At 43.6% G+C, this 13,400-nt stretch carries 10 protein-coding genes and 1 pseudogene; 2 read left to right on the plus strand and 9 right to left on the minus strand.

What is annotated here, in order from left to right; genetic code table 11:
* Nucleotides 1-570: 570 nt before the first annotated feature.
* Complete coding sequence (locus tag JM642_RS10985; RefSeq protein ID WP_203431781.1) at nt 571-2,163, plus strand: ABC-F family ATPase; 1,593 nt, start codon at nt 571-573, stop codon at nt 2,161-2,163.
* A 144-nt stretch (nt 2,164-2,307) separates the two neighbouring features.
* On the opposite strand, the gene JM642_RS10990 is transcribed toward JM642_RS10985, so the two are convergent.
* Together JM642_RS10990 and JM642_RS10995 are read right to left on the minus strand one after the other, a co-directional pair.
* Complete coding sequence (locus JM642_RS10990; protein WP_203431782.1) at nt 2,308-2,757, minus strand: SRPBCC family protein; 450 nt, start codon at nt 2,755-2,757, stop codon at nt 2,308-2,310.
* 97 nt (nt 2,758-2,854) lie between these two features.
* Nucleotides 2,855-3,880, minus strand: a complete 1,026-nt coding sequence (locus tag JM642_RS10995) for a nuclease-related domain-containing protein (RefSeq protein ID WP_203431783.1) — start codon at nt 3,878-3,880, stop codon at nt 2,855-2,857.
* 359 nt (nt 3,881-4,239) lie between these two features.
* Here JM642_RS10995 and JM642_RS11000 point away from each other — a divergent pair, with 359 nt between their 5' ends.
* The gene (locus tag JM642_RS11000; protein WP_203431784.1) at nt 4,240-5,871 is read left to right on the plus strand and encodes a diguanylate cyclase; all 1,632 of its coding nucleotides are present in this window, start codon (nt 4,240-4,242) and stop codon (nt 5,869-5,871) included.
* A gap of 30 nt (nt 5,872-5,901) precedes the next feature.
* On the opposite strand, the gene JM642_RS11005 is transcribed toward JM642_RS11000, so the two are convergent.
* From JM642_RS11005 to JM642_RS11035, 7 genes and pseudogenes are all read right to left on the minus strand, one after another.
* A complete protein-coding gene (locus tag JM642_RS11005) occupies nt 5,902-6,954 on the minus strand; it encodes a chemotaxis response regulator protein-glutamate methylesterase (RefSeq protein WP_037418021.1) in 1,053 nt (350 codons plus the stop codon).
* A 3-nt stretch (nt 6,955-6,957) separates the two neighbouring features.
* Nucleotides 6,958-7,578: a chemoreceptor glutamine deamidase CheD gene (gene cheD, locus JM642_RS11010; RefSeq protein WP_037418018.1), complete on the minus strand. Its 621-nt coding sequence runs from the start codon at nt 7,576-7,578 to the stop codon at nt 6,958-6,960.
* Nucleotides 7,559-8,410, minus strand: coding sequence for a CheR family methyltransferase (locus tag JM642_RS11015; protein WP_047537577.1), 852 nt, complete (start codon nt 8,408-8,410; stop codon nt 7,559-7,561). Before JM642_RS11015 ends, cheD begins: the two co-directional genes overlap by 20 nt.
* Nucleotides 8,411-10,381: a methyl-accepting chemotaxis protein gene (locus tag JM642_RS11020; RefSeq protein ID WP_047537580.1), complete on the minus strand. Its 1,971-nt coding sequence runs from the start codon at nt 10,379-10,381 to the stop codon at nt 8,411-8,413. It lies immediately after the preceding gene.
* A gap of 5 nt (nt 10,382-10,386) precedes the next feature.
* Nucleotides 10,387-10,899 (minus strand): chemotaxis protein CheW, encoded by a 513-nt coding sequence (locus JM642_RS11025; RefSeq protein WP_037418008.1) that lies wholly within the window; start codon nt 10,897-10,899, stop codon nt 10,387-10,389.
* 14 nt (nt 10,900-10,913) lie between these two features.
* A pseudogene (locus JM642_RS11030) lies at nt 10,914-13,018 on the minus strand (chemotaxis protein CheA).
* A 16-nt stretch (nt 13,019-13,034) separates the two neighbouring features.
* On the minus strand, nt 13,035-13,400 hold the full coding sequence (locus JM642_RS11035; RefSeq protein ID WP_203431785.1) for a response regulator: 366 nt from the start codon (nt 13,398-13,400) through the stop codon (nt 13,035-13,037).

Below are 13,400 nucleotides of genomic sequence, written 5' to 3' on the forward strand. Positions count from 1 at the left end.
GATAAGCAGACAACGGCGGCAACTCATGCCAACTAACGAGACTAATTATTGAATCAAGGGGGCATGACAGTGAAGAAGGCACTGAAACCCTAAGCGGTTTTTTATTCTAAAATTTGCATAAATAAAAGGCTAACCTAGGGGATTTCGCTAAAGGATATGCACATTGGTGAATAGTAATTCAAAATAACCTGTGCGCTTGGTGAGCAAAACCCGCTTTAGGAGGCAAACGAGGCGAACCCATAGTGGAAATAAGCAGTAATTAACCACTCCAAGGTTTAAATGGGTTCTGCTAATCACAGGCATCACTCAAGGATAAAGGCGCTTACGTAGATGCCCTTCCCTCGCGGAGCCAAGAGACACTGCATGCTTATTAAACGGGCTTCATCGGCAAGTTTCTTATCTTTAAGGATTTGTTTGTAACTCGCATATTGCGCGTGAAATCGCTATACTGCGCGGCCAAATTATCTTGGCCAAGACTTTGCTGACATCAGCATGATTGTTGCAACGGCGTTTGTCAGCAACGCAGCCGGTTTAAGCCTTTTATTAAGACGTAACTCCTAGGACATCCCCTTGATCTCTACCGCAAATATCACCATGCAATTCGGCCCTGAGCCATTATTTGAAAATATCTCGGCAAAATTTGGCAACGGCAACCGTTATGGTTTGATTGGCGCTAACGGCTGCGGCAAATCGACTTTTATGAAGATCTTAAGTGGCGCCCTCGCCCCGACATCAGGCAACGTGTCCATCACCCCAGGCCTAAAAGTCGGCACCCTAAGCCAAGATCAATTCGCCTTTGAGCAATACACGGTTATCGATGCGGTGATCATGGGTGATACCCAGCTGTGGAAAATCAAACAAGAACGGGACGCCATCTACGCCAAGTCAGATATGAGCGAAGAAGATGGCATGCGCGTGGGTGACTTGGAGAGTGAGTTTGCCGAGATGGACGGTTACAGCGCCGAGAGCCGCGCGGGCGAAATCCTGATCGAAGCCGGTATCGAAGAGTCTTTCCACTACGGTCCTATGTCTCAGGTTGCGCCTGGTTGGAAACTGCGGGTGTTATTAGCCCAAGCGCTGTTTGCTAACCCTGATATCTTGCTACTCGACGAACCGACCAACAACTTAGATATTCATACCATTAGTTGGCTTGAAACTGAGCTGAATAAACGCAAATGTACCATGATCATCATCTCCCACGATAGGCATTTCCTTAATGCAGTGTGTACCCATATGGCGGATATCGATTACGGCGAACTGCGTATTTATCCCGGCAACTATGACTATTTTTTAGCCCAATCGGCATTGTTGCGTGAACAACTCTTAGCTGGCAACGCCAAAAAGAGCGCCGAGATTGAAGAATTACAGGACTTTGTTAACCGCTTTGGTGCCAACGCTTCTAAGGCAAAACAAGCCAGCTCGCGCGCCAAACGCATGGACAAAATTAAACTGGATGAAGTGAAATCCTCCAGCCGAATTACCCCATCGATTCGTTTTGCTGCTGGCAAGAAAATGCATCGCCAAGCCTTAGTGCTAGAAAATCTTGGCCATGGTTTTGATGGCGAAAACTTATTCGAAGGTGGTGATTTAATTCTCGAAGCTGGCGCAAAACTAGCAATTATTGGCGAGAACGGTGTGGGTAAAACCACCCTATTACGCTGTTTAGTCAATGAATTAATCCATAATGAAGGCACGATTAAGTGGTCCGAAAATGCCGCTATCGGCTATTGCCCACAGGATAGTACCAGCGATTTCGATAATGACTTGACTATTATTGAATGGATGGACCAATGGCGCCAACCCAAACATAACGATTTGATGGTACGCGCCATGTTAGGTCGTTTGCTGTTTACCGAAGATGATGCTAATAAAAAGGCTAAAAACTGCTCCGGCGGAGAGAAAAACCGTTTAATTTTCGGTAAGTTAATGATGCAAGATATCAACGTCATCATTATGGACGAACCGACTAACCATATGGATATGGAGGCAATTGAAGCGCTCAATAATGCCCTCAAAGATTTTGAAGGCACGCTGATTTTTGTCAGCCATGACCGCGAATTTGTTTCTTCGTTAGCGACTCGCATTATTGATATTCGTGATAGAAAATTGATTAACTTTCAAGGGACGTTTGATGAGTATCTGGCAAACCTTGCCAGTGCATAGCCCTGCGGGTACTAGGTACTAAGCCTTTTTAAAGGCTTTATTCTTTGCCAATAAAATTGCCCAATAAAAAAAAACGCTTCACTCTACTCGAGATAAGCGTCTTTTTTATATCACCCTTTTTATATCACCCAGTGACTGACGACCTCATTCCATCTTCGCTTCCACCAAAGCCGCAAGTTGCAGTAGTGACTCTTGCCAGCCTAAATAACACATCTCCTCAGGAATAATCGCAGGGATCCCCTCCTGTACTATCTGTAAGCGGGTACCACAGGCTACCTCGGCAAGTTCAATTGTCACCTGCATCACCCCGGGTAGATTAGTATCATCAAATTGGTCGCTATGGCGGATAAGTTTATTAGGGATTAGCTCGGTATAAGTCACCTTAAAAGAATGACTGTACCCGGTCGCAAATTGGGTAAAACTCATGGAATACCCTGCACCGACAGCCAACTCAAACTCATGAATTGTCCCGACAAAGCCATAAGGTGGTAACCAACGTTCTAACGCCGCTTTATCGGTAAATGCTTTGTAGACTAACGCCGCTGGTGCACGCAACACCCGATGTAATCTCACTGTACCTGTGTTATCCGACATATCCCTATCCTTCCAATTGTTTATGGGTTAATGGTGTTCTTAAAGATAGCGCAATAATCCATTCATTATCACCTTAGCGAGAATACTAACTGTAATATCAACTTGAGATGGTTGGTTCAACGCGATGATGCTTAAACTGCTTTAAGTGCAATGACTTAGCATCAGAGTTCGACTGCTGCTTGGCGATATCGAGCCGTTCTGCAGCGCGAGAAAATTCTAGATGTGTGTTTTGAGAAGTTTCACTCGTTTGTACTTTATATTGAGCGATAAAACTCAAAAGTCCCGACTCATTTACCACATTTTTAGGCAATGGGGTTTTAAAGCTCACCTCATCACTAAAAACGACTACAGAATGGAGCCCCTCGACTAACCCTAAGCAATGGGCAACCGCTAAACAATGTTTATAATTTTGATGGAGCGGATTTTTAAAGCGAGTTTGTTTAGTAAAAATTTTCTGCGTCCACTGCGCTTGCTTCTCTCCCCCAAATATCCAGCCAGAGTAATTTTTAACTTCAAGAACAAAAACACCAAAATGTGTCAATAAGACTAAATCAACCTCTGTCAAAGAGGGCGTGCCTTCACTCAACTCATCCATGGGTAAAATTAGATTACGATAAAGTCGGTAGTCCTCATCTTTTAGTCCTTGCTTGAGTAAGTTGGCGACTCGCTTTTCACCCTGTTGGCCTAACCTTTCGGCTCGGTATCGTCTTAGCGATGGACGAAATAACCATATGGCTACAGTCAACACAATCATAAACACTGGGATACTCACAAGAATAGATAGCGCCTCGAGTATTGAGGAAATAGGTGAGATCTCGCTTGGAGTGGACGTATGTTTAGGTGTTATCTCGGTAGGGATCACATTGGATTTCTGCTCCGGCGTATCATGGCGAGCAGTGAATTGCGTTTTAGGCTGGTTAGTTAGGGATTTTATGCCATTGGCTACGGGTTGCTGACAATGCTCATCGAATCTTGCTTTGAGCTCCTGATAACGCGGCGTGGTTGGATGCCAATCTTGCATCTCACTTTGGATAAGGATACAGATGGCTTCAGAATCTTGTTTCTCTAATGCTTTTAGCGAGAATGGATAAATACCAACGACACTGGCCGTTACAGCCAACAATATACAAAACTTGGCGTTGTGCCTGATATTCTTTACGCATCCCATCACGTTGAAATCACTCCTGTTACCATTGCTAACGCTTATAAATTAATTGATCTTACTTATTATTTTCTAATTTCATAGGTTATTTCCACTAAGCCGCTATCAAAGTATCACTTCAGCTAAAAATAGGTAGCTTTAAGGTTTAAATGTTATTAACACTGTATTTCTGCCGCATTTTTTCTCTATTGGTTTACACTCATAAGGTACCCAACAAAACACAACTAAATGAATTGGGTTAATTAATCCTTAAGGGGTATTGCATACGCAGCAGCGGTGCACCAGTTTATTCTGTAAATCCTTATCATGGTGATGGTTTTATGAGTCTTGAAGAATCCTTAGAACAACTCAAACGTCAGTACTTACATGCTTTGCCTGATAAAAAGAAACAAATCATTACGTTATGGATCTCACTACGGAAAAACTGGCAAGGACATATGCTGTCAGCCGTTTATCGCGAAGTGCATAATTTAAAAGGTTCCTGTGAAACCTTTGGCTTAATCGAGACCAAAGATCTAGTCGATAAGCTTGAGCTTCAATTGAAACATCTTCTCGATACCCCAGCACCAACGCTAAATGTGATCAAAGGCCTAGATACGCTTTTCCATCAGTTACTGCAAAATAATCAGCATTGTCAGCCTGCGGCACCCGTGGTTGAGGCGCAAATGCAACAAAGCCCCTATAAACCCTCAAAGTCTCGCCATGAATACTGTATTGCCATCATCGAAGATGACAGTAATGTGGGCTTAATGATCACAAAACAACTACACGAGTTTGGTTTTAATGTGCAACATTTCTTAAATTTTACCGACTTTCTCAAGGTGCAATACTCAAGTCCATTCGATTTAATTTTATTAGATCTTATCTTGCCCGATTATACCGAAGAGGCACTATTCGAAGCTGCCACCGAATTTGAGAAAAATAATACTCGGGTATTTGTATTATCTTCTCGTGGCGATTTTGATATGCGTTTATTAGCGATTCGTGCCAATGTCAGCGAGTATTTTGTTAAACCGGCCGAAACAATATTGTTGGTTCGTAAAATTCATCAATGGCTCAAAATGTCCGATAAGCCTCCCCTCAAAGTGCTGTTAGTGGATGATCAGCAATCGATGGTGGATTATTTTTCGAGCTTGTTACGTAGCCATGGGTTAATGGTTAGAGGCATGACCAAACCCGAGCACGTCATGCCAACCCTGGAGCAATTTGAACCGGATTTATTTATCTTTGATCTCTATATGCCGGAGGTAAATGGCTTAGAACTGGCAAGAATGATCCGTCAGCTCGATAAATATACTTCAAGCCCTATTTTAGTATTGAGCTCAGATGACACCATGCAAAATAAAGTCAGCATTATTCAGGCGGGATCCGATGATCTTATCTCTAAACAAACAGCCCCCAGCCTCTTTGTTACCCAAGTGATTTCCCGCGCGCAACGTGGCCATGATATACGCAGTTCTGCCAGCCGTGACAGTTTAACGGGCTTATTGAATCATACTCAAATCCTTGTTGCGGCTCGTCATAGTTTCAGCTTAGCCAAACGAGCAAACTCTTGCGTATGTATCGCGATGCTGGATCTAGATCACTTTAAGCAAGTGAATGATACTTACGGCCATTCAGGTGGTGATAAGGTTCTATTAGCTTTTTCGCACCTGTTACAACAGTCCCTACGCCCTGCGGATTTTATGGGGCGTTATGGCGGTGAGGAGTTTATGCTGGTCATACCTGACATGCCCGCACCGCTGGCGATTGCCAAAATTAATGCCATTCGTGAAAGCTTTAGCCATATTGTGTTTGTTGAAGAAGGCGCCGAATTTAAAGTCACATTGAGTGGTGGTTTGGCATTTTCAACCGAATGTCATCAGTTTCAAGAGTGTTTATTATTAGCGGATAAAAACTTGTATGAAGCCAAACGAAGCGGACGAAATTGTATTATCAATACCTTAGTTTAATGTATTACCTAGGGTAAAAATCAGTATGACCTAGTCTCGTTTTAATGATGCCAAATACTGGAGCAGTTTATCCCCTAATTGAGGCAATTCTACTATATGATGAATCGCACCGCGTTTGATCGCCTCTTTAGGCATACCAAATACCACACAACTCTGCTCTCCTTGGGCAAAGGTTTTGCCACCTTGCTTATCTATCGCTTCCATCCCATCGGCCCCATCTTTACCCATACCAGTTAGGATCACAGCTGTCGCATTCGCGCCTGCATATTGAGCCACTGAATGGAATAACACGTCCACCGATGGTCTATGCCCACTGACTTTGTCACCTTGGCTAAGCTTTGCTTTAAAACTCCCACCGACTTTGATGATTTCTAAGTGCTGATCCCCTGGTGCAATGTAGGCATAACAAGGTAATAACCGCTCCCCTTCCTCAGCTTGCTTTACATTAAGGCGAGTGAGTTTGTTTAGTCGTTCTGCAAAGGTACGGGTAAATCCAGCAGGCATATGTTGCGTAATCACAATTGGCGGCATAACCGCAGGAAATTGTTGTAAAAGATGCAAAATAGCCTCGGTCCCGCCAGTGGAAGCTCCAATAGCCACTAACTGGGTATTAACAGTACGTTGATTTAAGGCTGGTTTTAAACTGGGTTTCAGCGTTATGGTCGGTGCAGGCAGGCTTTGCAACTTTGCCTTTGCCGCAGACTTAATTTTTTCGAGGATTAAATCCTGATATTCATTAAATCCCTGAGGTGAATCCAGCTTAGGCTTAGGAATAAAATCCACAGCTCCCAGAGCTAGTGCATTGAATGTCGCATCTGCGCCCTCTTCGGTTAAGGCAGAAATCATCACGACAGCTGTTGGTCTTGCCTTCATTAATCGATCTAAAAAAGTGAGTCCATCAACCTTTGGCATTTCAATATCTAAAGTAATCACATCTGGCCGAAATTGATTCACCATATCCTTGGCCATATAGGCATCGACTGCCATGCCAACGAGACACAACTCAGGATCGGATTCGACCATCCTGCCCAACAGACTGCGGATTAAGGCTGAATCGTCTACCACTAATACCTTTATTGCCATCTGCTATTCACCAAAGAGTTCCACATCCCCACCACTCGGAAGATTTTTAATCCGTAAGCGGTATTCACTTTCCCTATCCATAATAGTGCTATTATGCATCGTCTTGATTTTTCTAACTTTAACTAATCCTGTTTCCGGGAAGAAGTACACTTTACGCGGGTAAATATCGAGTAAGTCCGCAGCGATGACGGGTATTTGCTCTATCTGCAAGTAATCCAACACAAATTCAGCATTACGCTCACCAATATTGTGTAATGTTAATCCTGATAGCATGTTGCCACCACCAAACACCTTCGCTTCAATGAACTGCCGTCTTGCACCTAATTTCAATAAATCATTGATCAGCAACTCCATCGCATAGACACCATAACGCGCTGATTCAGCTAAAATACCATTTCCATGATTATCGCAACTGGGCAATAAAAAGTGATTCATGCCACCAATTTTCCGTTCGAGATCATATAAGCAAACGGCAATACACGACCCTAATACAGTCACAATTAAGTTACCTTCCCGAGTGGCATAATATTCACCCGGCATAATTTTCACGGCTTCACAATCAAACAAGTGATCAAAATACCGATTTGGCCCTAGGGCAGGATATTCAATATTCGGTCTTAGCACTCGTTTTTCCCTTTACGGCCTGATAAGTAGTTTGTCCTACAGGGGTGAGGATCTGTGGAAACATATTGAAATTTTCAGAATGTCCCGCGATATATAATCCCTCTTCCGTTAGTGACAGCACCATATGTTTTAAAATGGCTTCTTGAGTTGCTTTATCGAAATAAATCATTACATTTCGGCAAAAAATAATATCGACGGGGGTTTTAATCGACCAAAAAGAATCGACTAAGTTGATTCGAGTAAACTGCAACATTTGCTTTAATTCCGGGATCACACGGACTTGACCGAGTTTCGCCCCTTTACCCCGCTGAAAAAATAACGTTTTACGCTCATCGCTCACCGTCTCAATACGCTCTATCGGATAAATCCCCGTCTGCGCTTTTTTTAAGACGGCACTGTCAATATCTGACGCTATTATCTCAATCGGCGTATTAAATCGACCAAAATGCTCAGCGACGACCATAGCTATCGAATAAGGTTCTTCACCCGTGCTACTTGCAGCACACCAGATCCGTTTTGTGTGTGGATGAGTCTGTAAATAGCGTTTTAACACCTCAAAATGATGCGGCTCACGAAAGAACGCGGTTTGATTAGTCGTGAGTGCATTAATAAATTCCTGGTGTTCGCATTCATTCGCTTGTAAATACTCTAAATAAGCCGTAAATCCCGACAATTTCAGTACCCTAATTCGCCTCACTAATCGGCTATACACCATAGCGTCTTTACTGTCGGCTAATTTTATACCAGCGAACCGATACAGCAGGGTCTTCACCGCCTTAAAGTGAGCCAATGTAAACACATATTCCTTACCTAGCGGTCTGAGATCACTCAATCAAAAGTCTTCCCATTCATCTTGATCGACTTTATTTAACCTAGGCTTAGGCGTCATTGCTTTAGGTTTCGTGGACACTCGTGCTAATGAGGGGGTTTTAGTCGCTATTTTTTTAAGCTCAGAGGTGCGGCCAATTACGCTTGTTTCCTCATCGACTTTGAAATTTGCAACACTATCAGCTAGTTGCTGCGCCTGAGATTGCATACTTTCAGCTGCCGCAGCGGCTTCTTCGACTAACGCCGCATTTTGCTGCGTCATTTCATCCATTTGCACAACGGCTTTGCCTATTTCATCGATCCCAATCGCTTGCTCATTAGAGGCGGAGGCTATTTCCGCCATAATGTCGTTCACTCGTTTGATTGCAATGACAATTTCCTTCATGGTATCGCCGGATTTTCCGACGAGGCTATTGCCGCTCTCAATTTTACTGACCGAGTCAGAGATTAATGCCTTAATGTCTTTCGCTGCATTTGCAGAACGTTGAGCCAAGCTTCGCACTTCTGAGGCCACGACCGCAAACCCCCGCCCCTGCTCACCGGCTCTGGCTGCCTCGACCGCAGCATTGAGCGCCAATATATTGGTTTGAAAGGCAATACCATCGATCACGCCAATAATATCGGCAATTTTGCGCGCGGATTCGTTGATTGACGCCATGGTTTGCACGACTTGCTGGATAAGCTCTCCCCCATCTTCAGCCACATCGGCAGCTTTTGAAGCTAAGGCATTGGCTTGGCTGGCATTATCAGCATTTAATTTTACAGTTCCCGTTAACTCTTCCATGCTGGCGGAAGTTTCTTCGAGACTCGAGGCTTGCTCCTCTGTTCGACTGGACAGATCGGCATTGCCTTGAGCGATTTCAGTAGATGCGGTATTGATGGTATCAGCTGCTTTTTGAATATCTCTTATCATGTAAGAGAGCTTTTCAGCGGTTTGGTTTGAATAGTTTTTTAAATCATTAAAGGTGCCTTCATACTCGTTATAAATCCTCGTGGTCAAATCCCCTTCAGCCATGGCCATTAGCACACGAGCAACATCTTGTAATCCTCTATCAGAGGTTTCAATCAAAGCATTGAGGCTATTCGCTAACATTAAGAAAAAACCCTGCTTACTTTGACTATCAACACGTTGGGTAAAGTCTCCCGCAGCGGCTGCCCCAACGATCCGAGCAATTTCTTGTTCAACTTGTACTTCTTCAGTACGGTCGAGCCACTCAACAACTGTGCCTAACCGTTCACCTGACTTTGCAATAATCGGGCTTGCCGTTAGACGGAAATGACAACTCGCCACTTTGATCTGCGACTCATATTTACGATCGAGCTTGTCAAGCAGACTCGCTTGATGCGCCGGATTACGGTGGAAGATATCCATAGAACTACCGATGATCTTATCCACGGCGAAATGGGGTAAAACCTGGCGAATTTCACTTTCAGAGCGGCGTAACATGGCTTCAACTGAACGGTTCATATAAATAATGGTTCGATTGGCATCGGCGATCATCACATTGGTGCTTGTGTTATTGAGCGCTTCTAATATGCGTTGGGTTGCCCGTTCAGCTTCAATACTTTCAGTGCGGTCAATCCACTCAACACCAGTCCCTAAATGCTTATTATCACGGGAAATAATAGGTGTCAGTATCAATTTAAAGGTACGCTTACCAATGCTGATTTGTGCCGTATGTGGTTGTGTTAATCTTTCTAGCATATTGCGCTGATGAGCGGGATTAACATGGAAGATATCGATATTACTGCCAACGATCTTGGCAACGGAAAACTGGGGTAACTGTTTACGGATATCAGCCTCAGCCTCTGACAGCATATTCAGTACGGCTTTATTGGCGTAAATGATATTGCGCTCACTATCGGCAATCATGAAATTATTACCACTGTTATCGAGCAATTGGAAATAACGTTGGCGCTCTTCATCTCGACGTTGGCGCTCTTCGGTATTACCGAAAATATCTAAGATACCCATAGTGTTTACTCCTGCTCAGAAAGACTGTTTGTATCCATTAGCCCCAACTCATCACTGCTGATAAGAGCTTGAATGTTGACCAAAATAATCATTTTTTCTTCAACGGTTGCGAGACCTTTGAGATAGCGACTATCAAAGGCAGCGCCAAATTGCGGGGCGGGTAAAATGGCTTCACTCGCCAGTTTAATGACATCTGAAACAGCATCGACCACGATGCCGACAATTCGGTCACAAACATTGAGCATAATCACTATCGTGAACTCATCATAAGTAGCTGTTCCGACATTAAATTTCATTCGTAAATCGACAATCGGTACGATATCACCACGCAGGTTAAGCACTCCTTTAATAAAACTGGGCGCATTGGCAATTTTTGTGACAGGCTCGTAACCTCTTATTTCTTTTACCGACATAATGTCCAATGCATAGTGTTCTTCACCCAGCACAAAACTTAAAAACTCTACTTCATCATGGGCACTAAATTCCGGTTTAGGGCCGAGCAATGTGCGACTTTCCATTAGCATGTCCTCAGTTAATGCTTAATATGCTGGGCCAGTGATTCCACATCGAGAATTAAAGCGACACTACCATCTCCCATAATGGTGGCTCCAGACACGCCTGGGATCCGACGATAATGTTTTTCAAGACTTTTAATCACAACCTGCTGCTGACCAACCAATGCATCAACAAACAATCCAAAACGTTTATTGTTGCTTTCAAGGAGCACCACAATGCCCTCTTCGGGACGCTTGGCAAACGGATCGATTTCCATCAATTGATGCAGGTTTAATAGGGGTAAATATTCTTCCCTGACTCGGATTAAACGCTCGTGAGCGAAGGACGTTAGCTGCTCATTATGGGGTTGTATTGATTCGATAATATGGACTAGCGGTAGAATATAGATTTGATTACCCACACTCACACTCATCCCATCAACAATGGCTAAGGTCAGTGGCAATTGAATTTCAAAGGTAGCCCCATGACCCGCAACGGAATCGATATCGATTCGTCCGCCTAGTGCTTCAATATTTCGACGAACAACATCCATCCCGACACCACGGCCAGAAACATCAGTAATTTCCTTGGCGGTCGAAAATCCGGCGGTAAAAATCAGTTGCCAAATCAGTTTATCCGGCATGTTATCCGCAACTGGCATATTATTTTCTCGGGCTTTTTGTAAGATCCTCTCGCGATGTAAACCAGCACCATCATCATGTACTGCAATGACAATACTGCCCCCCCGCTGACTTGCTTTAAGCGATAATTGGGCCGTTTCAGCTTTACCCAACGCACGCCTGACTTCTGGTTTTTCAATACCATGGTCTAAACTATTGCGTACTAGATGCGTGAGCGGATCGACCAGCTTTTCAATCATGCCCTTATCGATTTCCGTGTTTCCACCTTCAATCACGAGATTGACATTTTTGCCGAGTTGTTCTGATAAATCCCTGACTAATCGATGAAACCGGTTGAATACAAAGGAAACTGGCAACATTCGGACCGACATCACAGCCTCTTGCATCTCCCGCGTATTTCGCTCAAGTTCGACCAATGCAGTCTTAAGCCTTTCACCCAATTCACCCGACAGCTCATTACCAATGAGAGTCAACATTGACTGGGTAATAACCAATTCACCCGCAAGATTGACTAGGGTATCGATTTTGGAGGTTTCGACTCTCAATGTGGCATCTTGAGTGGTCGTGTTGACTTTTTTAGCCGCAACAGTTGTTTGTGGTGATGTGACGGCAGAAGCCACATGCTGATTTGATGCATTTGAAGTAACCAAGTCTGTGGGTTCTGTTTTTTCGGTTTGCGTGACTTTGCCTGTATAACGAGGCACTTTAGCACCGGAATGATGACTAATAGGCTCTACAATTGGCTCAATGATGGGATGGCTGGATTAGTTTTAATCTGCACTAAAGCATCAATTTCACTGTCAATGCTTTCAGCTGTTAAGGACTCAAAGAAACCAAAACCTAAGTCATCGTCAGGCGCTGTACTAAGTTGCTGACTATTTGTGACCGTTTTGCTTAAATCATCAATACTAATTTCTTTCGCAATATACGCTTCATCAAAAAAACCAAAATCTTGATTTTCAATGGCTAAGGTTAATTTGACATCATCTTCAAAAAAACCAAAGCCGAGATCATTCTCGTCACATGCCTCGGGTAAAACCGTTGCTGTGTGTGGCACTGCGGTTTGAATTGGCGAAGTGAACGTTTCGTTAGAATGGGTAATCGAAAAAGGCTCACCATTTAATGCTGCAATTAATTGATTTTTAGCAAATTCAACCTGTTGCCAATCAATTGGTGAATCTTCACGATACAAGCTAAGAATGTGGGATAGAGTGTCAACCGTCTTCAAAAGTAAATCAATGACCCCGGAAGATAACTCAAATGTACCCTTTCTCACTTTATCGAGTAGGTTTTCCATTACGTGAGTGACACTGGTGAGCGCCGTAAAGCCAAAAATACCACTGCCCCCCTTAATGGAGTGCGCCGCTCGAAAAATAGTATTTAACTCCTCGGGATCTGGCGACTGAAGATCGAGGGCAATAAGCAGTTGCTCCATGCTTTCAAGATGCTCATGGCTTTCTTCAAAAAAGACTTGATGAAACTCAGCCATATTAATGGACATATTGCCCCCGATACCCTCAACCCAGCACTTTGGCGGTTATTGCTAATAATTTTTGCGGGTCAAAAGGCTTAACCATCCATCCCGTTGCACCAACCGCTTTTCCTTGGGCTTTCATATCTTCTCCCGCTTCAGTGGTTAGCATTATGATTGGGGTTCGCATATATGCGGACATCCCTCGCAAAGATTTAATTAAGGTTAAACCATCCATTCTCGGCATATTTTGGTCAGTCAAAATAAAATCAAATCGCTGGCTACTACACAAATCTATAGCCTCTTGGCCATCTTTAGCCAAAGTGACTAGATAGTTTGCTGATTTCAGCGTGGCTTCAACCATCTGTCGAATGGCAGCAGAATCATCAACAATTAATATTTTTTTACTCAT

This window comes from Shewanella sp. LZH-2 (assembly GCF_016859145.1).
In the GTDB taxonomy this organism is placed as follows: Bacteria; Pseudomonadota; Gammaproteobacteria; order Enterobacterales; family Shewanellaceae; genus Shewanella; species Shewanella xiamenensis.

Bases quoted from the DNA above. Each gene is read 5' to 3' on its own strand.
- JM642_RS10990 (WP_203431782.1), bottom strand. From the start codon at position 2,757: ATGTCGGATAACACAGGTACAGTGAGATTACATCGGGTGTTGCGTGCA.
- JM642_RS11000 (WP_203431784.1), top strand. From the start codon at position 4,240: ATGAGTCTTGAAGAATCCTTAGAACAACTCAAACGTCAGTACTTACAT.
- JM642_RS11005 (WP_037418021.1), bottom strand. From the start codon at position 6,954: ATGGCAATAAAGGTATTAGTGGTAGACGATTCAGCCTTAATCCGCAGT.
- JM642_RS11020 (WP_047537580.1), bottom strand. From the start codon at position 10,381: ATGGGTATCTTAGATATTTTCGGTAATACCGAAGAGCGCCAACGTCGA.
- JM642_RS11025 (WP_037418008.1), bottom strand. From the start codon at position 10,899: ATGGAAAGTCGCACATTGCTCGGCCCTAAACCGGAATTTAGTGCCCAT.
- JM642_RS11035 (WP_203431785.1), bottom strand. From the start codon at position 13,400: ATGAGTAAAAAAATATTAATTGTTGATGATTCTGCTGCCATTCGACAG.